Here is a 21,747-nt window from a genome sequence, read left to right as displayed (position 1 = left end):
GTCCGATTTAGTCCACTTTTTGGGGTCCAACACTACAAAAACACTACAGTCCTGCCGCATAGATTTTGACCCTCTCGCCAGAAAGGCTTTATATAATCCTCACGTTGGTCAACAAAATATCATGTTGGTGTCGTTCTACCAGCATTAGACTTCACCGGGACCCGGCGTAAGAGCTGGGTGAGCTTCCAAGCATAAACTTGGGGGCACAGTTAGAACCGTGTTCGAGGTCGCTCACATGGCCCGTAAGGGCTAGGGGCGGCGGTCGTTCCGGGTTATCTAACTGGCTCGGGATTGATACGTCCGCCCTTTTTTATTCAGAGTCGATTTTGGCCGTTTCAATAGTCAAACTCTTGGAACGCAATGGAAATGGATATGAAGCAATTCTCAATAAAGTCACTGTTATCGATTTTTAAGAAATCTTCCTTATTTAAAACCATTCAACCGCGCAGTACCAATAAGGAATTAGTTTGGAGTCCCCGCCCAGGCTGTTACGAAGGCCATTTAAAACGTCGTTACCATAATGAGCTATTCCCCCCGCAGTACAGGGATGTCACGCAAAAAGAAATCGACACAGCACGCCTTAAAGACAACGAAGAATTAAAACAATATCGGGAAAACTACACTACTCATCTAACAGACGTATCTTCAATGAAAGAAACAACGTTTGGGCAATTAATGAAAATAAGATCACACCTTAGCGACTTGATACAGCGCGGAGCCGAATTGGGGGGTGACGCTCTCGTAATCCAGAGAAACGTTGTTTCACTCTATAGCTCATTGCTGTCGGATTTGCACAAGTGTGCCAGGAATCAGAACAACGACGAAGCCTTAAAAAGGCTGGATACCGCGATTGAATTTGATCGGGGCAGAATAAAATTATTATGCGAACACCCAGCGATTGCGCAATTCATCAGGAAAGACACGCCAGTAACTGGGGATCAATTTGTGCCAGCAATTCTTACGGAAAAACCCGCGACAATTCGCATGAGTATGCCGATGATGGACGAAAAGGACCCGAAGATTCGCGAAGAAATTGCCCTCGCAGGTTTGAACATTTTAGTTCGCGCCAAATTACAAGGTTTTGTCATAGAGGATTACGAAGAGAAAATACAAGCTCTAAACATTACGGAATATGCCAAGTTTGCCGGTGATGCTCTGTTGATGAATATTATTCACGTCATAAAAAACGACGAGCCGGGGAAATGGCTTAATCTGAACACCGATAGCCTATGTAAAGGGGTTTCGGATTCCGTCAGGAAATATGCCAAAACCGCCATTCCAATTTATGTAGTTTGGTTACTTCGAGGCAAAATGCGAAACGACATTGGAAGCACATTCACTGAATCCGCTATGGCTCAATTCATTATGAGGTTCATGAAACTCGACGAATTGGACGGGACCAAAAACGCTTTCGAGTCCATTCAGTCGCTAGGATATTCTTTTGGGAAATTGAGCGAAATCTGCGCAAAATATGGAAAGGATGAAGCCTTAAAAGAAAAAATCAACGGAGTAGACGTTCCCCATGAGTTTTATTTCGCCATGTTTTTCGTGTTGCAGGAAAATCGCGAGGAATCATTGGATACCGTTGCGGAGGTAGCAGAAATCCTGATAAAGGCGAAGAACGCTTCCCTTGATGCAATTGATGGCCTTCTCGCTAATTGCTTATTAAGGCCAGACCTCAAGCGAAGGTGGCGTTGATCCTCTTTTTTGTTCGGGTCGGGTAGAAAGAACCTTGGGTGGTAAGGTGCACATGGGCCACCAGCCCCCCTCCCCACTCCTGCCGGGGGTTTGCTTCCCATCACTTCATATAGCGCTCGATAGCCTCCCTCAGTAATTCCTGTAAGGTTTTACCACTTCTCACGGCCAGCATCTTTAGCTTACGGTGCGTGACAGGCCTTATGTAGACGATCACCGGCTGCCTGAAATCAGACTTCAAGTAGTAGTGATGGCCCGGCTTAGGCTTTTTCGTTGCGCTCATACCTTAAGTATATACGTTCTTGCTTGCGCGGTCTACGTATATACGCTATACTTTAACCGACGTTCACGATATGGAAATGGAGATTAAACTATGAGAGGCCGACCTGTAGGACAATCCGACATACTGACCATTGAAGAAGTTTCCCGGATGCTGGCATTGCCGGATAGACGGACCAAGGAAGGGACGCGGGATTATGCCGTGCTTCTGGTCCTGGCCAACACGCCCATGCGAAAGGGTGAGCTTGTACGACTGAATGTCGGGAATCTGATCGATGAAGGGCAGAAGCATGTCACCTACCAGGGACTAAAGAAGCGGAGCGAAAAGCCGTACTGGTTAAAGCTCCCCATAGCGGAAAACGTCTACCTCGGCGTTAAGCGCTACTTGCAGCTTGAACACGGAGACAACCCGCCAAGTGCGGACGCGCCGTTATTTTTGACCCTTGGCAAGCATGGCCCTTACGACAAGCAGCGGTTGACTCCCAAGGCCGTTGATTGCCTTGTCGAGCGCTATGTCCGACTGGCCAGTATTGAAAAACGGATCACGCCGCACTCATTCAGGGCGACGTACTTAACGCTACGCGCCCCCGGACGCGATCCGGCCACGTTAATGACATTGAGCGGCCATTCGAGCCTTCAAAGCCTCTTGCCTTACGTCAGAGCCACGGCGGAGCGCCGGAAGGAAGCGGCGCTGGCGTTTACGTTCGCTTAGGTAATTAAATTCGGATTTAATTCCCCAAAATGGATATTCCACCGACTATCGGAGCAACTAACGGCCTTTTCGTGGACACCATTTGGCAAAAAGAATCGATGCGGACTTTGGGTAATTATTTAATACGCGCGAAGTACAATTGAGTTGGGGCGTCCTCTAGCGCCTGAACTAAGTCAACCCGCTTTCGGTCCCGGAGCCGGGGTCTGTTATGGAGACGAAGATGGAAATTCCTGAACTACAAACGACTGAACTACCTCAATACACCCTCCAGAAAATAGATGAAGCAGCTGAACAAATTGTCTCCACTTACGGCCAAACCGAATATTCAGTCAACAGGAGAATTAAGAAATTACTCTATCCCATGATCCAGGGCAATGGCGAATTGCGAAAACTTGCCGATGCGGATGGTAAAAAACCGTATCACGCCTACAAACAGGATTTTTTAGGTGAGCACCTTTCGATACTCGATAATCTTTTGAAGATGGCATTAGTAATGGTCAAAGGCGATATTCGCTCGGAGCTTAAAAAAGCGTTTCTCGAAATACACGATTGGTCTGATCTTGAGATCGAGGTCATATCGCGCACGGAAATCCGAACTCGCACAAAGGGCGGGGTGTGGAAAAGACATACCATGTCAGGCATGAAATTGAACAAGGGAAGCAAAGGAGATGCTCCTGGCAATCTATGGACCTTACTTACAGCGTTCGCTGAATGCGATGGCCATATTTCCTGGGGAACAAGGGGAATCACCAGTGCGCAACGCGAATCAATGCAAAAGAACGTACAACGCCTTGCGAGAAAACTCAGGGACTATTTCGGATTGGAGCGATCCCCATTTTATCCGTATCGATCCGAAAAATGCTATCGAGCTAAATTCAAAAAGATTTCAATTCCGCGCCCAATCCCAGACGATCATTTTGATAGAAACGAATAACGAAATATCCTCCCTGCGTTCATCGACAAATTCCGTTCTAGTTCTTAACCCCATCTAACCGCTCGTTCTACGACTATAAAAGCTCTCCCTAAATCATCGTCCTGAGGCAATTTTTGGATGGTATTCGCCGACATTTCGCCATTAAAGGGTGAGTGATGGAAAAAAAGAAAGAGGTGGATGGGTATGCCGATCCCTACCAGAGCACGAATCGTAGATACTCGAATCAAGGATGTAGGGTTGACCGCTTCGATCATCGTTGACAAAGGCTGGCCGGTGCGCTTAGTCGATGAAAATGGAACGATTTATTTTGTCTTTTCGGTTGATCCTGAAAAACTGAACGAGGTCCAGGAACAATACTGGAACGGGACCCTAAAACTCCCTGCTCGTGATTTACTCTTACAACATCGGTTGTTAAAGGATCGGTTGTATGGAATGAAGCCCACTCGCCGTATGACTGGCCAATTATGATCCTCTTTTTTAAAGATACAGGGAATGTCAGGGAATAATATGGGCGGTCCTTCCCTTACAAAAACTGAAAAAGCACACGCGGTCGCCTTGCGTGACTCCCAGCTTACCCCGAACGCCAGTGCTCGACGAATGAAGCGCGATCCAAAAACCATCCGTAACTTTCTTCAAACAGATGAAGTGAATGACCCGGAAATCCAAATGATCGTCGCACAAATTAAAGAGCGGGAATTATCGGACCTTTTCCTCATCGGTTACAAGGCCAGAAGGAACCTTCATAAGCGTTTTGACGAAAGCAGCCCCACCGTAATCGAAAGCACAGCCGTTATGGACAGAAGCTTTCAACAACGTCAATTACTCGAAGGACGACCAACAAACATCTTAGCCCTCGATTTGGCTCGGCAAATCCAGGACGCGATTGCGGAGAGCAAGCAACGTTTGGCATGGTTTCAAGAAGAAATTGAGAGGCGGAAGGAAAAACAGTCTGATAACGATTAAAAACCCACGGCGTGAACCGTGGGCTTTTTTACGAAAGGACAATTTAACCATGAAAAGTCTAACACAAACTCAGCCGAAAATCACATTTACCGTCGACAGCGAACAGGCCAGCGATATTATTACCAGCCTCGGTCTATTCGCCCGAATCCATCCGGGAGACGTGGCCACCAGATGCCGGAGGCTTTCAGATTATCTATGGACCAAATCACTGCATGACTTGGGGCTAGGACGCGCAGCATGAGTTTTTCGAGACTTCCCCTAGAATCCGAAAAAGAACTGCTGGCCGATTTCCGGCGTACAGACCACGCGTTGGGATTGTTCCAGCGTACAGAATCCTATTGCACCTCCTACAAGACGGCAGGGCAAGCGATTGATCCAGATGAATCTAAAGACCTCTTTTTCGAGCTATCCCGGTTACCGCGTGAAATGCTTATCCCGCATGAAAAGGCGCTTATTAATGCGGGGGTTGTCCAGAACCAGGCAGGGCTGGCCATTATCCTGGCCGGATTAAACCCAACCGGGGAAATTGCCGCATGGACGATTCCGCATAGCGCACAACCCAAGGAATTAGTTTCGTGCGGAATTAAATTCAACCCCAAGAGTGCCCGCCAGATGCTCTCCGAAAAGACCCCTGAACGTTCTTGGGTATGGGACAAATATCTTCCAAGCGGCGGTCTTGTTCTGCTTGCTGGAGCGCCGAAAGCTGGGAAATCCACCCTCGCTTATCACCTCATCAAAGCCGTTATTGATGGAACTCCCTTCCTCGGGTTCAAAGTCCAAAAGCGTCCTGTTCTCGTCTTAGCCGTAGAGGAACACCGGGAAGACATAACCGACAGGCTACTAACCTTGGGTTTACCCAATGCGGAAGACCTACATATCCATTGCGCCCCTTTACGTTCATCCCCAGTCGAGATGGAAGGAATAAAACGCTTTACCCAAGCCCATCATATCGGCCTCGTCGTAGTGGACACCTTGGCCCGGTTCTGGAACGTCCGGGAGGAAAACGCCGCCGCTGAGGTAGGCGCACAAATGGACCCCCTACTGGACTTGGCAAGAACTACCGGGGCTGGAGTCCTATTGATCCACCATGCCCGCAAGAGCGAGGGCCAGGACGGTACGGAAATACGCGGGTCCGGGGACCTTTTGGCTGCCGTTGATGCCGGTCTTGTCTTAAAACCAAATAGAGGCAGCGATACGCAGCGGGTCTTGGTGGCCTATTCACGTTTTCCGACCCCCCGCGAATTAGTCGTAAGCCTGGAAAATGGACAATACGTTGTCCTGGGCACAACCCGCCACGTCCGGCACGAGGAGCAAAGAAAACAGGTCTTAGCGGCCTTGGTGGTGAATTTTCAGGAAGCCGATGCCATAGCCAAGTTTGCGGATATGCCACCCGGTACATGCCGCACCGTCCTTGCAGAACTTTTTGAGGACGGCTTAATAGACCGTAAAGGCGAAGGGGTAAAAAATAAGGCGTATTCGTATGCCTTAAAATCTGAAAATAATTCCGCACAGAATGAATTTCTTACTACGTGCGGAATGCAGAATTTAAAACAAGGAATTTCGGAAGGACCCGCCTCGGACTCCCCAGCCGTCACTCACCCAAATGTAGCAGCCGTCCAAGCAGTCTTTGGCGGGGCAGTGCATCCATGACCCACCGGCTGCGCGAGTCCCGCTGTTTGGAATGCAAAAAGCAATTCATGGCGCGAGTGTCAGATTTAGAGCGCGGCCTAGGACGATTCTGTAGCCATAAATGCCGGAGCAAAGCCCGTTGGTCGCCTGAGCGTCGAACGTTAAATATCAGGGGTGCGAGTGATGCGGTAGGGCCACTTGCAGGGCGGGTGGCCAATGGATAAACGCCTCCTAACCGTCAAAGAGGCGGCGGTGTACCTTGCCTTGAGCCCGATTACGCTATACCATTTGGTTTACCGGCGGGAAATTCCATTCGTGAAGCTGAGGGCCAAGGCGCTGCGATTCGACAAGCAGGATTTAGACAAGTTGGTTGATAACCTAAAATCAAAAACGGTGAAGGACGCGGAAAAAGATGGGACTCTACAAGCGCGGCAAGACATGGTGGCTGGCGTTCTCCCATAAGGGGAGAATGACCTACGCCAGCAGCCAGCAAACCGACCGCAAGTTAGCGGAAAGGTGGGCGATTTCCTATCGGGCTGCCACCCAGGAAGGCCGGTTTAATCCGACGGCCAAGGATTGCATACTCTCAGAGGCGCTCAATCGGTACATCGAAATCCATCTCAAGCCCAAGAATCAATGGACCTACAGGGACACACGCTACAAGCTGCCGACTTTCTTTAAGCACTTCGGCGCTGAAACCCCGGTATCTGAAATCCGGCACATGATGGACACCTACAAAGCATGGCGACGACAAACACCATCCCCCCACGATCCAGAAAAGACACTTTCCCCTTCTACCGTTCGACGCGAACTCATCATCCTCAAAGCGGCGACTCATAAAGCACTTGAATGGGGATTAATTTCCCAAGACCCGCTGGCAGGCTACCGACTCGACAAGGTGGATGATAAACGCGTCCGATTTATAGAGGACGAGGAATTTCAGAGACTATTGAACGCTGCTCATCCGAACTTGCTGCCGGTGCTTCTTGTGGCCAGACATACCGGGATGAGACAGGGCGAGATACTGGCACTCCAATGGAGCGACATCGACATCAAGCGCGGCTGGCTATGTATTCGGAAATCAAAATCCGGCGAAGGGCGATTTGTCCCCCTCACAACGGAACTGATGGACCTGTTCTCAAAAACTCCCTTAAGCGAACGGACCGGCCCGATATTCAAACGTCATGGCGTGACCATGCTAAGGGATGGATGGATTCGGAGCCAGTTTCAAAAAGCTATCAGACTGGCCGGGCTCATCGACTTCCGATTTCATGACTTACGCCATACGTTCGCCAGCCATGCGGCTATGCGCGGCGTGGACATCCAAAGTCTGGCCGCCATCCTGGGCCATAAAGATTTGCGAATGACTCAACGCTACAGCCACTTATCGGCGGGACATCTCAAGACTTCCATCGAACTGGCAGCACCGAAATCAGCTCACAAGACACCGGCCAACACTACAATTACACTACAATCGCCCCTTGGCGCGGAGCCTGAAAATCTCATCCAAAACCAGACAGCAAAAAACCCCCTCATTTCTGAAGGGGTTCTTGTTGCGAAAGTGGTGGACCGGATGGGACTTGAACCCACAGCCTCCTCCATGCCATGGAGGCGATCTCCCAATTGATCTACCGGCCCGAAATCGGCGTTATTTTAGCTTATTTTGTGAGTCTGACTCGTTCCAATCTACCCAAATTATTACCCAAATCGATGCGGCGAACAATTCGTTTTATTTTACATTTCCGCTGGTCGATTCGCAAAAACTACTCCGCAGCGGGTATGGGACGAATGGGGCGTGATGCCACTTTTTGCAGGTTGTGCGGGCCAGACTCGCTGTCGACCGGACCGAAGAGAAGGGAAATCGTAAAGCGCTGGGTCAGGCCGAGGTCGCCGAAAGGCGCCAGGGTGTAGTCCGCACGGTAACGCGACCAGTGAATCCCCAGACCGCCGCGTAAATGCTCTGAAACGCTTAAACGGTCGTCTCCCTGACCTTGGAGTTGTTTGACCGTTCCCCCGAAATTAAAGCCAATCGAAATTCTCCGCGTTCCAAAAAGTTATTGAGTTTTGAAGCGTGCGGCTTGCTGGAGAATGCCCGCGAGCGCTTCTTCGTAAAGGTCGGAAGGAAATCCTTTGGGAAGGCGCGGGCCGGTCGTTCGAAGCGTGTCGATGCGGGCCAATAGATCGTCCAAAATGGTTTGCATCACTCGAGTGTCAAAACCGCAGCGCCTGGCGGTTTCAAACCAGTGGCGGCTCTGTATGGTTCGCAGGTCGTAATGGCGCGAATCGCCGATGGCCATGGCGAACTTGACTTGTTTCCAGGGAATCTCGCTTTTTCGCAGAGCCGGCCAGACGGTGAGAATATCGTAGAGTGGCGCGAGTCGAAAACCGGTCCGGGTCAGGTGGATACTGAAGTTTTTGGCGTGACCATCGATAGCGCCAAGGAAAAAATAAGCCAGTTGGGTCCGCATGAAGGTCACCCGGTCTTTTTCCCGATGATCGGACCCATCCAGGAACCGCATCAGCGTCCGGACCCCCGGCCCTCCGTGCGATTCGTACTTGCGGCCGGATGGGACTCCCAGAGCCTGGCAGAGGTCTTCTTGGACGATGCGATCCAGTCTCTTGTGATCGGTGGACCACCGCCGATCAAAGCGCTCGACGACGAGACTCGGAACAGATTGAAAGGTTTTCATTTCCGCGTTGGCCACGGAGAGACCCAAGGCTTTGGTCAACTCCAGGCAAAGCCATTCGTTGGCCACACTCGCGGTGAGATCCACCCCATTCGGAAGTTTTCCGATCGGGGGTTTAAAGATATGAGTCGTCGGGGTGGAGCCTTCCGGAATGGCCCACCGGCCTCCGAGTTTCAGAAAAGCCGTTTTGTGCTGTGCTCCCGCAATGGAAATGCGGAACGGCTCTTCCTCTGAGCCCTGGGGAAGCACCGATAAGCCCTGAAGGATGGCGGCGATGCGTTTGTCGCTGATGGGTTTCCCGGAGACTTGTTTTTGAGAAGGAGACGGTTCTCCGTCAGGGATAAGCTGAAGCGCTCCGATGCAGTCGCGACCGATGATCCGCAGGAGCTCAAACACCGACGCATCGGGGGATCCCGTCGTTTCGGCGATCCTTCGGCGAACATCCGCGGTATCCGGTAGTAAGTTGTCAAAAAAGGCTGCCGGTCGATCATCCGCATAGCGTTCTTCTCGCAGGGGAAGGCTGAGGGAGATAGGAATCGCCTGAGGCTTGGATAGCCAATCCACATGGTAAGCAAATAGAAGCCTGCCAGAGGCCTCCCGTTCCAGGGTCCCCACGCGGGAGGTGTTCATAAAGACCTGAAGGCGGCGAATCGAGCGGGAGCGGCTCATCGGTCCGGATCAAGCGGCTCGGATGTGCGACGTTCGTGAACCGTCAGCTCCAGATCCAACGCGGCCAGTAGCCTAAAAATCGTCCCCAGTCGAACCCCTTCCGCGCCATTTTCAATGGCGGACAGGTTTTTTTGCTTGATGCCCGATCGGCGACCCAGTTCCTCCTGGGACCACCCGAGGAGTTTCCGGCGCCGACGCAAGGACTCGCCGATTTGAGCAGCCGTACGTGCGGTGACCGCAAAGTCTTTCATGAAAAGAATCTATCCCTTTTATGGGATAAAGTCAATATATCCTTCTAATGGGATAAAGCAGGAGGCTGACTACTTTCAGCGGGTGACCGGTCGCGTCCCTATTTCTCATGGTTGCAACGACCATCGCCAAAACGGATCGCCTTCAGCGATCCGTGATCTTGTTACTACCCAAATACTACCCAAATCAGGGTCTGATTTGACCTTATTTAATGAGGCGTTACAGATTGGGTTTCCGTCTGAATCCTACAAGGTGAGAAAGGGATAAAAGCCCATGCCATGGAGGCGATCTCCCAATTGATCTACCGGCCCGAAATCGGTTCTGCCTAACGGGGGTATCTAAAATACTAAATTCGGGGCCGCCTTAGGAAGACCTACACCAAGCTTGGGGTTAACGGGGTTTGACGACGATGGCGCTGACTTGAGTGGTGCCGATGCGTTTGATGTGTTTATTGGCAGGATCGCGAACAGGTTTTTCATCAGCGGTAAAAATATAAGCGTATTCCCCTGGCGTCAGATTGGCCTGATAAGTCCAAACCCCTCGTGCATCCCGACGCATGGGTTCCGCTTTCCATCCGGTAAAATCAGCCCGTAAGGCGACCTGCCGAGCCTTGCTGTTGCTGTATTTGAAGAGGATTTTCCGAATACCGGGCTCGACACGAGTGGCTGCGGCGGACAAGACCGGTGGAATTCCCTGGACCGGCTCCGTAGAAGCCACCGCGTCGACCGCCGGGGTGGTAGACACACCCAACTCATCAACTGATCGATTGATATCCTTCCGCGAGGGAACGACCGGCTTAAGCTTGGGGGCCATTCGCAAGTAAAGCACGACTCCGGCCGCGCTCATGGCCATCACATCCAACAGGATGAACAGCAGTAAAAGAGGTTTTTTCATTCTGTTCGCGACGGTTAACCAGCGTCCGGGGGTTCAGAAACTCCAGGGGCTGATTTGCTTTGGCTTGTATTCAGACTGCTCTGGAGAAGATCGACTTGATGAATCACATTGCCGACGATCTTCAGAAGCTTATCAACGGTTTCAGGGGAGAAACTCCGGGGAGCCGCTCCGAGCGTTGAAAGGGACGCGGCGGCCTGGCCCGCCTGCTGGGAGAGCACCGTCTGCATTTCGGTCAGACGTTGAGCCATCGCATCCAGCCGATCGGCCACTTCTTTCCCCGCCACCGGGCCCACCGCCGAAGATACGGGAACCACTGGTGAAAGTGATTGCCGAGCCCCTCGCTCACGAAGGGCTTGAAGCGTCGATTCTTCCGCGCGAACGAGCTGGGCGGGGTCGGCATCCGTCAAGATCGGAATATCGTCTAAACCAGTCGAGTCCGTTGTCTCTGCTTTAGGCTTTTTCACAATCAGCTTGGACAACGCCCATAGAAGCGACACACACCCCGCCAGAAGGACTCCGACGCAGCTCAGGAAGATCGGATCGATCCAATTAATTTTCACAGCGGAAATAGATTACTAATTCGAGTCGTCCAGTGCAATCAGCTTGGAGAATCATTCAGAACCACTCCCAGAATACGGTCTTTGACGTCCTGAATCTTTTCAACCGCTTTACCCAATCGGTCGGAGGAACTGCGCCCGAACTGGTGGACCAGCAGAATGGTGTCGACCTTTTTTGCCAGTTCAGCGGTATCCGGGAAAAGAAGAAGCGGCGAGGCCTCAATTAAAACCAGGTCATAAAACGTTCGCACGACGTCCAGCAGTTGCTGAAAAGCGGCGGAGTTCCAGAGAGCGGCGGGATAAGAGACCGATCGACCGGCGGCCAGGAGATCGGTAAAAGGCAAAACAAATTTCTGAATACAGCTGGACGCGGAAAGGCTTCGGTTCAAACAACCCGTCAAGCCCGGCTCTAAATCCACATGGAACACCCCGCTGATCCGGGGCGCCCGCATATGTCCTTCAATAATTAAGGTTTTTAAACCCTGCCGGCCGGCCGCGATCGCCAGATTGGCGCACGTCAGGGACCCCCCTTCTCCAGCGACCGCGCTGACAACGAGAATGACCTTTCGCCGGTCTTTCTGTACGACCGGTCTGATTTCATGGATGAGATTGTCATAAGCAATGGCGGCGGGAGAATGGTCAGGGAAATTGATCAGTAATCGGGACCGCCAACGGCCGTTCAGGTCCAGACGCCGCCGGATGAGCCCCGCGCTCTGGGCCAGGCTTCGACGGCGCTCGAGATGCGGAATCACCGCCAGCACCGGCAGCTTCAGGACACCCTCGATCTCTTCGGGCGTAATGACCTTCGCCCCGAACAACCGTCGAACAAGCCCCTGAAACTTCATCTTAAGCCACGTCATGCTTTATCCTCCGCACCAAGCGACCCATTATATATATTCCACATTCTTCCGAAGCCTATGGGGACCTGCGGCGATGGGTCCCCGAGACCGCTCGCTCCTGCGCGGTTTTTTAACGCTCCTCGGACGGGTTAGCCCCGCCTCCATCACGAACTGTCGGACGGGGCAAACCAACCCGTCCTCCTCGCTAAAACCGCAAGTCGCTCGGCTGGCCTTCGGGAACCCATCGCCGTTTTGTCCCGGAGCCGGGGGACCCGGGGTCCCGGCGGACGACTTGCGGATTGAGCGACACGAGCGAACCGTCTTGGCGATGCCGCCATACGCACGGTTGCCCGAATGGCAACCGTTTTGCGTATGGCCATTGCTACCATGAGGGCATAGGACGCGATGGACGGGGTGTGATGGAGGCTCGCCTGGTTCGGGAGTGGAGCGACGGTCGCCAGAAAGGTGGCGACCGGCAATCTGCGCTGGAGTCCGAGGGGCACCGGGTTCCCACAGGCTCCGGAAGAATAGCTCAGGAGCGAGCGGCCTCGGGGACCCAGTGCCGCTTCACTTCTCTCTCTGGCCCAATAATTTTCGAATGATGGGTTGGTTGGAAGCGGGGAAAGGGTACTTTTGTAATTGATGAGGTCGCACCCATCGCCAAGCCTGTACCCCCAGGGCTTTCGGTGTCCCTCCCCGGTACCGGCAATGATAGGCGTGCAGGGTAATCTTAAAATGGCTGTAGGCGTGTTTCACCTCAGCCATCTTGGATCCCACGGTGATCCGGATCCCCAGCTCCTCGCGAATTTCACGGCTCACGCAATGAGGAAGCGTTTCACCCCGCTCACACTTACCCCCGGGAAATTCCCAAAGCCCGCCCAGAAGCCCCTTTGAAGGCCGCTGGCTGATCAGGATCCTGCCGTTGTTCCAGATAATCCCCGCGCCGATGTGTTCATGCGGCAGAGCCGCTTTCTTTTTGCGGAGCGGGAGCTCGTTCTGGCGTCCCGTTTTCCGCGCGATGCAAATACTTCGTACCGGGCATTGAGGACATCTCGGATTTTTCGGCGTACACACCAGTGCTCCCAGTTCCATGATCGCCTGGTTATAATCCCCCGACTTCCCTCGAGGAAGCAGGACCGCCGCCGCTTTCCAGAACCACTCGCGCGTCTGAGGACGTGTAATATCTTTGTTCATCCCGAAGACCCTTGCCAGAACACGCTGGACATTCCCATCCACCACCGGATAATCCTGATCAAACGCGATACTGAGAACAGCTCCCGCGGTATAACGACCGATTCCGGGAAGCTGAATGATTTCCCTATAAGTAGCCGGCAACGAGTGATCCGGGCGTGCTTGGACCAACTTGGCCAGGGCCTGCAGGTTCCGTGCCCGGGAGTAATAGCCGAGCCCTTCCCATTGTTTCAAGACTTTTCTCGACGGAGCGTTCGCCAGCGTCCGGAAAGACGGGAAGACCTTGAGGAAGCGATGGTAATAAGGAATAACGGTCTGCACCTGGGTCTGTTGCAACATGACTTCCGACAGGAGAATGCGGTAGGGATCGCGGCTCCGGCGCCACGGGAGATCCCGCTTATGCGCCCGGTACCAACGGAGAAGAGGCAATGAGAAAATGCGGGCTACAGACTGCGGATTTCGGATTGCGAATTGCGGTGTCAAGATGCTCTTCAAATTTGGTGGCCCCGGTCGGACTTGAGCGCCACACAACAGGCGCTCACCCGCCGGCCGTGTGGCGGGTGAACCGACAAAATTTATGGCCCCGGTCGGACTTGAACCGACACGTCCTTGCGGACACGGGATTTTGAGTCCCGCGCGTCTACCAGTTCCACCACGGGGCCGAACGGTCGTCATTTTACAACATCACGCGTTTCAACGACCTGGTAAAGCTCAAAACGCTCGAGCGGATCACGTGTGACTGCGAAAGGCAACGATCCCCAGCAGGAAGCATAAAACCCGGCGGATGCCGGCACATCCATCACGCGCAGCGGGATCCGGCTTTCCATTTGGAATGTTGCGATCCGCCGCAAACGCTCCGGGTGTTGAAGCGTCCACCACGACGAACGGCGAAAATAGGGTTTCAAAAGCAAATCCCCGGGCCGCATTTCCTGAGACGCAAAAGCGTCTTCCCAACCCTGCGGACCCAGATAGGGCTGCGCCCCATCAAAGGTGTCGCCCAGGTAATACCAGTGATGCGCAGGCCTTGGCGCGAGATGCATCAGCGTCGCTTGCCGGTCACGGAGTTCCTGAGCCACCTGAACGATGGTTTCCGCCTGATCAAAATCCGCGCACGCCAGGAACGCGCTCAGCGCCGCGGTAGTCAGGCCGATGGTCCGCCAAGGAACGCCCCGCCCAAGCGATCCCGCGATTTCAAGAAATCCCCACCCGAATGCCGGCAGGACCAGCAGCAGATACCGGCCCGCGGTCCACGGCATCACGAGGACCAGCTCGGCCAGCCCGAGGCACATCCAGATCAGAAGAAATCGATGTGCAGGCTGAGCCGGCGACAAACAGACTCGAACCAACCACAAAAAAGCCAGAGTCGAAACAATGAAAAAGGCCAGCAAGGCGCTCTGTCCGGCACTAAACCCCCCCAGCCGCGAATGAGCGGCTCCGAAGAGGGCCAAGGCGATAACCACCCAGACTCCGATGGCCCGTTTCGAAACAACCGCGGACAAAAAGGGAGCCCATCCAAGAAAAAGAAAACCTCCTCCCAGAAAACTGCCCAGCACGAGAAATTTATCGATATAAAATGTTTGCAGCCAATTCTGGAGTGAACCCGACCGTAACAGTCCTGCCGTCAGGATCAGAATTCCAAATGCCCCCAGCAGAAGCGCGGCACGAACGCGGCCCCCGAACCAGCGTTCCCGGTAAAACCAGAACGCGGCCAAAGCGATGGCCAGGACCAGAAACCCTTCCGCCGGATGTCCGTTGACCCCGCGGGGGGCAGCAGCCCAGAAATGCATTTGTCCATAGGTGAGAATTCCCCAAATCCCCCAGAGAAGAAGAACGATTCCCGCGACCGGATGAACCAGATAACCCGGCTTCCAGCGCCGCCGCTCCGGATCCAGACACTGCCAGGCCAGAACCAGCGGGAGAATCAAGATGCCGACGTACTTGGCCAGGAGTGTAAGCCCCATCAGCACCCCGCCCATGATCATCCATCCGATGCTTCGTTTCTCACAACTGATCATGAACACGAGCAGCGCAGCGAGCAGGAACGAGAGCATCGCGCTGTCCAGCAGGAGCGCATAGGACGTCAACCAGAACGCCGGAGTGATGGCCATTAAGACGGCGGCGACAAACGGCCAACGCGTGACCCGCTTCCCGATAAAGTAAAGACACAAGACGCTGACGATCGGAAACACGAGGCTGGCGGTTCGCAGCTTCCAGGTTTCCTGTCCCCAGAGGACCATGACCCCGGCCAGAAAATAATGGAATAAAGGCGGATTCACCATGCGCGGGGCCTGCCCTTTTTCCCAGCCGATGGCCTGGTGTCCGTTATCTTCGGAGAGAAAATCATACGGCCGCGCGGGATGATCCAGAATCCCCCGGGCCATCGTCACGTGATAATAATCGTCGACAAAATAGGCCCGTTGGACAAACGGCAGGGACATCACCAGAACGAGAACCACCAGCAGGAAGCAACTCTTAAAGTCGGTTGTCAGAAAACTACCCCCATCTCGTCATCCCCGGCGGTGGCTGGCCGGGGATCCAAAGATAGCACACAACAATGATGGATTCCCCGCCTGAGACCGCGGGGAATGACGAACACAAGACGCAAGGTTACTCCTTCAAAAGATCTTCGGCCGCGACAAACCGGTAGCCCTGAGTCTCCAGAGTTGTGATCACGGTTTTCATGGTTTCGAACGTTTTTTCACGACGACGACCGCCATCGTGAAAAAGAAAAATGGCCCCGGGTTTCGCATGATCGATATATGCCTGGGCCATTTGCTGGGACGTCATCTCCGGAACCCCTTCCTTTTCGTAGGACCAGTGGACCAGCGCGTACTTCTCGGATTTGAGCGCCGGGAGCAGCCAGCGGCGGTTGAAATAACCGTAGGGCATCCGCACAACCTGTGTACGAAAACGGGGATTGTGCAGCGCCCGGCGAAGCGACGACTCAGTCTGACGCAGTTCGTGTATCAGACGTTCGGGTGTTGCATGTTTAAGCTTATGGTAATCAAAGTGCCAGTAGGTGTGATTACCGATCTCGTGACCGGCCGTTGCCACATCCCGCACAAACTTTGGATATCGCTCAACCTGCGTTCCTTCCATGAAAAAAGTCGCCCGGATGCGATGGCTTTTCAGAAAATCCAGAACCGGCGGCGTAATGGGTCCCGGACCATCGTCGAACGTGAGCGCGATCACTTTCTCCTGGGTATGCCCGACGGCATAGAACCGGCCGGGGGTGTAGGCCAATGCGGAAGATGATGCCAACAGAAGAACCATGAGGATTGTAGGGGCGCACCGCTGTGCGCCCGAAATGAACGGGCGGACAAGCAGTCCGCCCCTACAGTTCCTATTGATCATTTTTCAATAGATCTTCCGCGGCCACAAAACGGTACCCCTGTTGTTCCAGCGCCGAGAGGATGATCTGCAGGGCCGCGAGCGTTTTTTCGCGATGACGCCCGCCGTCGTGGAAAAGAAAAATGGCTCCCGGGTGCGCATTCTTCAGGTACTCGTCCGCCATCTGTTCGGGCGTCTTTTTGAGGAACCAATCCGTGCCAAATGTCCAATGGACCAGCGCGTACCCGTGTTCTTTCAGCGTCGGAAGAAGCCAGGTCTTGTTATAGTAGCCGTGCGGCATCCGCACCACGCGCGCCTGCACGCCGGTGGCCTGCTGAATCGCCTCTTCAGCCCGTGCCAGTTCTTGTGCCAGACGTTCCGCTGGTTGCTCTTTGATTTTGTGGAAATCGAGGTGACGCCACGTATGATTGCCGATCTCATGCCCGGCCTCGGCCACTTGTTTGGCGATGGCGGCATGAGAAGGAACGAGATCTCCCTCCATGAAAAAGGTAGCCCGGGCATTGTGCTGTTTCAAGAGATCGAGAATTTTTGGCGTAAAGGGCCCCGGACCATCATCAAACGTGAGCGCGATGAGTTTTTCTTTCGTATGTCCTGTAAAGTAGAACTTCCCAGGGGTGTAAGCAAATGCAGAAGGCAAGACCAACAAAAAGATCATGAGAACTGTAGGGGCACACCGCTGTGCGCCCGAAATGAACGGGCGGACAAGTGGTCCGCCCCTGCAATCCAGATCGTTTTGAAAAATGGGTTTCTTCACACCGTCCCCTCATCCGTTGATCGGGACAACCACCACAGCCCGCTCAAAGCACCGGCCAGGTAGACCGCGATGCCGATCTTCTGCCAGAGATGCAGGGTTTGCCCGGCCCCGCCGGCCAGCAACAGACTGATTACCGCAAGCAAAAGCCCCCCGCCCACAGGAATCCAGAAGTTATCATCCCACTCCGTCTGACGGGACTCGACCCACGCCCCGGCCAGCGCGCCCAGTAACGCGACATGCGGGCGCAAGAAAAGGCTGATCCACAGGAAGGACATCACGGCAAATGCGCCGCTTCCTTCGAGTGTTTTACTGTGATTGGCCGGGATGCGCCAGAATTTCGCCCAGGCCAGAGGGGATGAATCCTCTGAGATGGGTTTGAACACCCAGGCCCTTTTTCCCCGGCGTCTCCCCCACATAGCCGCGGCGGTATCACCGAACGCCAGCATACCGAGCGCAGCCATGACAATGTTCTTATCCATCAATAAAGCCATGAGGAGACAGCACCCCATCAGTGTCCAGAAAATTCCAGAGGGGGCCATGATCTCGGCAGGCCGGTGAAGCCCCCCGAACTTTTTTAAAAACCAGGCATTCAGTTCCGGCCGGCGAAGCCGGAGGAACTCCGTCGCCGACAACAAGACCAGCGCCGCCCAAAGCAGTCCAATCGTCCACTCGCGCGGACAAACCGCATAGATCAACAGGTAAACGAGTGACAGATAATGAAAAAGCTTTCGCTTAATCTCGATGCTCAAGTCCATGAACCGCTCCATTCCAGGCGATGACGCTCCCCCGGCCTACGTGTCGCAGCGCCGCCACCGTCTGCCGGCCGCTCACGCGCATGAACCGGTTCCAGGAAACCGTGTGAGGGAAAAGCACGCCGAGCAAAAAAGCGATCGACACTACATTCCCCAGATAGATAATCAGGACGGATAAATACTTGCCGGCGGTTTTTAAATCGGGCTGGCCTTCCTTTAAAGCATAAACGGTCAACGCCATATGAAATCCGATAGATGCTCCCAGGATCCACAGGCAAAACCGCCAGTAAGGCTTTACAGGAACGAAATAATCGACGACGGCAAAAAAACCGACCAGCAGGAGCGCGTAGAGCGGAATCATATAGGGAGCAAGCGCCACAAAGAAATTGGTTTTTGAAACCATCACCGAACCGCCGTTTTTGCTCACGCGGAAATGTTTCACTTTCGCCCCGGTCATCCAGGCCGCCAGCGCGTGCGTCAGTTCGTGGCCAAAGACATACGTTCGAATGGGCCTGAAAAAGACCCATTGAAAGGCAAAATAACTGCCCATCCCGACCAGAAAATAGAAGGAACCTTCAGGAACCGACTGAAAGGGTTGCAGGAGGGACCATAAGGCTAAAGACACACCATAGCAACCCGGCAGGAGCAAGGTGGTTATTACAAACCGTTTCAATTTTTTCACATGGAAAATATACTTTCTTTGCGATTTTTTGACAAGAATCGCTCTCTCAACTATCATAAGCGGGTTATCATCTGTTCGCCTAACAAAGGAAGTATCGAAAGGGAGGAACCACGATGCGCCGTTCCATACTAACAGTCGCTTTACTTATAGGGGGAGTCATGGCAGCTACCGCGGCAACGCACCGAATCGCAACGATCGAAACATCCAAAGGCACGATCGTCTGTGAACTCTTTGACGACAAGACGCCGGTCACCGTCAATAATTTCGTTGATCTGGCCACCGGCAAGAAAGACTGGATGAACGCCAAGACCGGCGGGAAAATGAAGAGTAATTTCTACGACGGCCTGATCTTCCACCGGGTGATTCCGAATTTCATGATCCAGGGCGGAGATCCGCTGGGGAACGGGACCGGAGATCCGGGATACAAATTCCAGGATGAAATCGTCGCCGGGATCGGCTTCGACAAACCGGGCAAGCTGGCCATGGCCAACGCCGGCCCCAACACCAACGGCAGCCAGTTCTTTATCACGGTGGCGCCAACCCCCTGGCTGACAGGCCATCACACGATCTTCGGCCAGGTTATTCAAGGCCAGGACGTGGCCAACACCATCAGTCAGGTCCAGCGGGATACGAGTGACCGTCCGGCCACACCGGTGGTCATTAAGACAATCACGATCAAAACCGCGAAATAACTGATGGTCGGGTCGCCAGCCGGCGACCCCTACAATTGCAATACGGCCGGTTTCCGTATGAATCCACGGGGGCCGGCCGTGTTCGTTGCTATAATAAATTTTTACAGTCGTCATCCCCTGCGGTTACTGGCAGGGGATCCATCATCGAGGTCTAGATCCCCCGCCTACATCCGCGGGGGATGACGAAGAAAGATGAACACACGAGCCCACAACACATTTGACTGCCGGCAGACGCTCTCCGTCGACGGAGAGTCTTTCGACATCTACAGCCTGGAAACCTTCGCCAAAAAGCAGGGGTGCGATGTGTCGCGCCTGCCTTTCTCCATAAAAGTCCTGCTGGAAAACCTGCTTCGGAATGAAGACGGCCGCCGGGTTCGTCCGGAACAGATCCAGGCCTTGTCCCGGCCGCGACGGGAACGCCAGGGCGATGAGGAGATTTCTTTTTCCCCGGCGCGCGTTCTCATGCAGGATTTTACCGGTGTTCCGGCCATCGTTGATCTGGCCGCGATGCGGGACGCCATGAAGCGTCTCGGCGGAAAAGCGGAGCGCATCAGCCCGCTGGTTCCCGTGGATCTGGTGATTGACCACTCGGTTCAGGTGGACCGGTTCGGTTCAGCCGATGCCTTTCAATACAACTCCGATTTAGAGTTTCAGCGCAACCACGAACGCTATGCGTTTCTGCGCTGGGGCCAGAACGCCTTCCAGAATTTTCGCGTGGTCCCCCCCGAAACCGGCATCGTGCATCAGGTGAATCTGGAATATCTCGCGCAAGGGGTTCTGACGCGTGAGGGGAACGGCCAGCGGCAGGCTTTTCCGGATACGCTCGTGGGCACCGACTCGCACACCACGATGATCAACGGACTGGGTGTGGTCGGATGGGGCGTCGGCGGCATTGAAGCGGAAGCCGCGATGCTGGGCCAGCCTTTGTCGATGCTGATTCCGGAGGTCATTGGACTGCGGTTGAGCGGACAACTCCCGGCCGGAGCGACCGCAACCGATGCGGTCCTGACGGTGACCGAGATCCTGCGCAAAAAAGGCGTGGTCGGGAAATTCGTGGAGTTTTACGGACCCGGCCTTCGCTTCTTGAGCCTGCCGGACCGGGCCACCCTCGCGAACATGGCTCCGGAATACGGCGCCACGATCGGGTTTTTCCCCATCGATGAGCAGACGCTCCGCTACCTGGAGCTCTCCGGCCGTCCACCTAAACTCATCCGCCTCGTCGAAGCCTACTCCAAAGCCCAGGGGCTTTTCCGGAGCGACTCCCAGCCGGAACAGGAGTTCTCGGACACGCTGTCACTCGATTTAGGAACGGTCGAGCCCTCGCTCGCCGGCCCCAAACGTCCCCAGGACCGGGTCGCTCTGAAAGATATCAAGAGCTCCTGGGAACGGAGCTTCCCATCGTCCACCAGCTCCGTGGTCATCGCCGCCATTACGAGCTGCACCAACACCTCAAACCCGTCGGTCATGCTCGGCGCCGGGATTCTGGCGAAAAAAGCCGTTGAACGGGGATTATCAACACAACCCTGGGTCAAGACCAGCCTGGCTCCCGGCTCCAAAGTCGTCATCGATTATCTGAAAGCCGCCAGGCTCATGCCCTATCTGGAACAACTGGGCTTTCATCTGGTCGGCTATGGCTGCACCACCTGCATCGGCAACAGCGGGCCCCTTCAGGAATCCGTCCTTGAAGCCATCCGCCAAAGGGATCTCACCGCGGTGGCGGTCTTGAGCGGCAACCGGAACTTTGAAGGCCGCATTCATGCTCTGGTGAAAGCCAATTACCTCGCGTCGCCGCCGTTGGTGGTCGCTTACGCGATCGCCGGACGCATCCACTTTGACCCTTACCAGGAACCCCTGGGTACCGATGCCAAAGGCAAACCGGTTTATCTGAAAGAGTTATGGCCGACCTCCGAAGAGATTCAGCAGGCGCTGGTCCAGGTCAACCGGGAGATGTATACCCGCGCGTACAGCGGTGTCTTTGAAGGGGACAACCACTGGAAATCCCTCCCAACCCTGAAAGGACAGCTTTATACCTGGGAACCGGCTTCAACCTACGTCAAAAATCCGCCCTTCTTCGAGGACATGAAACGGGAACCCGGCGCGCTGAAGGACCTCTTGAACGCGCGGGTCCTGGCTGTGCTGGGAGACTCGGTCACCACGGACCATATCTCGCCCGCCGGATCGATCCCCAAAAATAGCCCGGCCGGCCAATACCTTCTGA

General features: G+C 54.1%; 20 protein-coding genes and 2 tRNA genes. 9 read left to right on the top strand and 13 right to left on the bottom strand.

Going from position 1 to position 21,747, the window contains the following annotated elements:
- The first annotated feature begins 366 nt into the window (after positions 1-366).
- From WC859_07320 to WC859_07290, 7 genes are all read left to right on the top strand, one after another.
- Entirely contained in the window at positions 367-1,698 is a 1,332-nt protein-coding gene (locus WC859_07320) for a hypothetical protein (protein ID MFA5975961.1), read from the top strand.
- Between the two features lie 370 nt (positions 1,699-2,068).
- Positions 2,069-2,686: a tyrosine-type recombinase/integrase gene (locus WC859_07315; GenBank protein ID MFA5975960.1), complete on the top strand. Its 618-nt coding sequence runs from the start codon at positions 2,069-2,071 to the stop codon at positions 2,684-2,686.
- Positions 2,687-2,906: 220 nt separating this feature from the next.
- Positions 2,907-3,620: a hypothetical protein gene (locus tag WC859_07310; protein MFA5975959.1), complete on the top strand. Its 714-nt coding sequence runs from the start codon at positions 2,907-2,909 to the stop codon at positions 3,618-3,620.
- Between the two features lie 177 nt (positions 3,621-3,797).
- The gene (locus WC859_07305) at positions 3,798-4,088 is read left to right on the top strand and encodes a hypothetical protein (GenBank protein ID MFA5975958.1); all 291 of its coding nucleotides are present in this window, start codon (positions 3,798-3,800) and stop codon (positions 4,086-4,088) included.
- 39 nt (positions 4,089-4,127) lie between these two features.
- Positions 4,128-4,583, top strand: a complete 456-nt coding sequence (locus WC859_07300; GenBank protein ID MFA5975957.1) for a hypothetical protein — start codon at positions 4,128-4,130, stop codon at positions 4,581-4,583.
- Between the two features lie 237 nt (positions 4,584-4,820).
- Complete coding sequence (locus WC859_07295) at positions 4,821-6,233, top strand: AAA family ATPase (GenBank protein ID MFA5975956.1); 1,413 nt, start codon at positions 4,821-4,823, stop codon at positions 6,231-6,233.
- A 195-nt stretch (positions 6,234-6,428) separates the two neighbouring features.
- Positions 6,429-6,674, top strand: a complete 246-nt coding sequence (locus WC859_07290) for a helix-turn-helix domain-containing protein (GenBank protein ID MFA5975955.1) — start codon at positions 6,429-6,431, stop codon at positions 6,672-6,674.
- 1,100 nt (positions 6,675-7,774) lie between these two features.
- On the opposite strand, the gene WC859_07285 is transcribed toward WC859_07290, so the two are convergent.
- From WC859_07285 to WC859_07225, 13 genes are all read right to left on the bottom strand, one after another.
- A tRNA-Ala gene (locus tag WC859_07285) sits at positions 7,775-7,850 on the bottom strand.
- A 416-nt stretch (positions 7,851-8,266) separates the two neighbouring features.
- The gene (locus tag WC859_07280; protein MFA5975954.1) at positions 8,267-9,568 is read right to left on the bottom strand and encodes a type II toxin-antitoxin system HipA family toxin; all 1,302 of its coding nucleotides are present in this window, start codon (positions 9,566-9,568) and stop codon (positions 8,267-8,269) included.
- Entirely contained in the window at positions 9,565-9,819 is a 255-nt protein-coding gene (locus WC859_07275; GenBank protein ID MFA5975953.1) for a helix-turn-helix domain-containing protein, read from the bottom strand. The genes WC859_07280 and WC859_07275 overlap by 4 nt, the downstream gene beginning before the upstream one ends.
- A 388-nt stretch (positions 9,820-10,207) precedes the next feature.
- Positions 10,208-10,711 (bottom strand): hypothetical protein, encoded by a 504-nt coding sequence (locus WC859_07270; GenBank protein MFA5975952.1) that lies wholly within the window; start codon positions 10,709-10,711, stop codon positions 10,208-10,210.
- 14 nt (positions 10,712-10,725) lie between these two features.
- Positions 10,726-11,271: a hypothetical protein gene (locus WC859_07265; GenBank protein MFA5975951.1), complete on the bottom strand. Its 546-nt coding sequence runs from the start codon at positions 11,269-11,271 to the stop codon at positions 10,726-10,728.
- 38 nt (positions 11,272-11,309) lie between these two features.
- Positions 11,310-12,128, bottom strand: coding sequence for a CpsD/CapB family tyrosine-protein kinase (locus WC859_07260; GenBank protein MFA5975950.1), 819 nt, complete (start codon positions 12,126-12,128; stop codon positions 11,310-11,312).
- Positions 12,129-12,674: 546 nt separating this feature from the next.
- Entirely contained in the window at positions 12,675-13,727 is a 1,053-nt protein-coding gene (mutY, locus tag WC859_07255; GenBank protein MFA5975949.1) for an A/G-specific adenine glycosylase, read from the bottom strand.
- 149 nt (positions 13,728-13,876) lie between these two features.
- A tRNA-Leu gene (locus WC859_07250) sits at positions 13,877-13,960 on the bottom strand.
- A gap of 9 nt (positions 13,961-13,969) precedes the next feature.
- Positions 13,970-15,754 carry a glycosyltransferase family 39 protein gene (locus WC859_07245; GenBank protein MFA5975948.1) on the bottom strand — a complete coding sequence of 595 codons (1,785 nt, stop codon included), beginning with the start codon at positions 15,752-15,754 and terminating at the stop codon, positions 13,970-13,972.
- A 151-nt stretch (positions 15,755-15,905) separates the two neighbouring features.
- Positions 15,906-16,571 carry a polysaccharide deacetylase family protein gene (locus tag WC859_07240; protein MFA5975947.1) on the bottom strand — a complete coding sequence of 222 codons (666 nt, stop codon included), beginning with the start codon at positions 16,569-16,571 and terminating at the stop codon, positions 15,906-15,908.
- Between the two features lie 70 nt (positions 16,572-16,641).
- Entirely contained in the window at positions 16,642-17,304 is a 663-nt protein-coding gene (locus tag WC859_07235) for a polysaccharide deacetylase family protein (protein MFA5975946.1), read from the bottom strand.
- A 95-nt stretch (positions 17,305-17,399) separates the two neighbouring features.
- Positions 17,400-18,158 (bottom strand): hypothetical protein, encoded by a 759-nt coding sequence (locus WC859_07230; protein ID MFA5975945.1) that lies wholly within the window; start codon positions 18,156-18,158, stop codon positions 17,400-17,402.
- On the bottom strand, positions 18,136-18,837 hold the full coding sequence (locus WC859_07225; protein ID MFA5975944.1) for a M50 family metallopeptidase: 702 nt from the start codon (positions 18,835-18,837) through the stop codon (positions 18,136-18,138). The genes WC859_07230 and WC859_07225 overlap by 23 nt, the downstream gene beginning before the upstream one ends.
- A 113-nt stretch (positions 18,838-18,950) precedes the next feature.
- On the opposite strand from WC859_07225, the gene WC859_07220 reads away from it, so the two are divergent.
- Both WC859_07220 and WC859_07215 read left to right on the top strand, forming a co-directional pair.
- Positions 18,951-19,529: a peptidylprolyl isomerase gene (locus WC859_07220; GenBank protein MFA5975943.1), complete on the top strand. Its 579-nt coding sequence runs from the start codon at positions 18,951-18,953 to the stop codon at positions 19,527-19,529.
- A 192-nt stretch (positions 19,530-19,721) separates the two neighbouring features.
- The coding region (locus tag WC859_07215) for an aconitate hydratase (protein ID MFA5975942.1) at positions 19,722-21,747 on the top strand (2,026 nt) is incomplete at its 3' end.

This window comes from Elusimicrobiota bacterium (assembly GCA_041660185.1).
Classification (GTDB): domain Bacteria; phylum Elusimicrobiota; class Elusimicrobia; order 2-01-FULL-59-12; family 2-01-FULL-59-12; genus JBAZWU01.
Note: the sequence above shows the minus strand (reverse complement) of the source record. Positions and strands in the feature narration are given on the sequence as shown.

Bases quoted from the DNA above. Each gene is read 5' to 3' on its own strand.
- WC859_07320 (MFA5975961.1), top strand. From the start codon at position 367: ATGGATATGAAGCAATTCTCAATAAAGTCACTGTTATCGATTTTTAAG.
- WC859_07315 (MFA5975960.1), top strand. From the start codon at position 2,069: ATGAGAGGCCGACCTGTAGGACAATCCGACATACTGACCATTGAAGAA.
- WC859_07310 (MFA5975959.1), top strand. From the start codon at position 2,907: ATGGAAATTCCTGAACTACAAACGACTGAACTACCTCAATACACCCTC.
- WC859_07305 (MFA5975958.1), top strand. From the start codon at position 3,798: ATGGGTATGCCGATCCCTACCAGAGCACGAATCGTAGATACTCGAATC.
- WC859_07300 (MFA5975957.1), top strand. From the start codon at position 4,128: ATGGGCGGTCCTTCCCTTACAAAAACTGAAAAAGCACACGCGGTCGCC.
- WC859_07295 (MFA5975956.1), top strand. From the start codon at position 4,821: ATGAGTTTTTCGAGACTTCCCCTAGAATCCGAAAAAGAACTGCTGGCC.
- WC859_07290 (MFA5975955.1), top strand. From the start codon at position 6,429: ATGGATAAACGCCTCCTAACCGTCAAAGAGGCGGCGGTGTACCTTGCC.
- WC859_07280 (MFA5975954.1), bottom strand. From the start codon at position 9,568: ATGAGCCGCTCCCGCTCGATTCGCCGCCTTCAGGTCTTTATGAACACC.
- WC859_07275 (MFA5975953.1), bottom strand. From the start codon at position 9,819: ATGAAAGACTTTGCGGTCACCGCACGTACGGCTGCTCAAATCGGCGAG.
- WC859_07270 (MFA5975952.1), bottom strand. From the start codon at position 10,711: ATGAAAAAACCTCTTTTACTGCTGTTCATCCTGTTGGATGTGATGGCC.
- WC859_07260 (MFA5975950.1), bottom strand. From the start codon at position 12,128: ATGACGTGGCTTAAGATGAAGTTTCAGGGGCTTGTTCGACGGTTGTTC.
- WC859_07240 (MFA5975947.1), bottom strand. From the start codon at position 16,571: ATGGTTCTTCTGTTGGCATCATCTTCCGCATTGGCCTACACCCCCGGC.
- WC859_07235 (MFA5975946.1), bottom strand. From the start codon at position 17,304: ATGATCTTTTTGTTGGTCTTGCCTTCTGCATTTGCTTACACCCCTGGG.
- WC859_07230 (MFA5975945.1), bottom strand. From the start codon at position 18,158: ATGGACTTGAGCATCGAGATTAAGCGAAAGCTTTTTCATTATCTGTCA.
- WC859_07220 (MFA5975943.1), top strand. From the start codon at position 18,951: ATGCGCCGTTCCATACTAACAGTCGCTTTACTTATAGGGGGAGTCATG.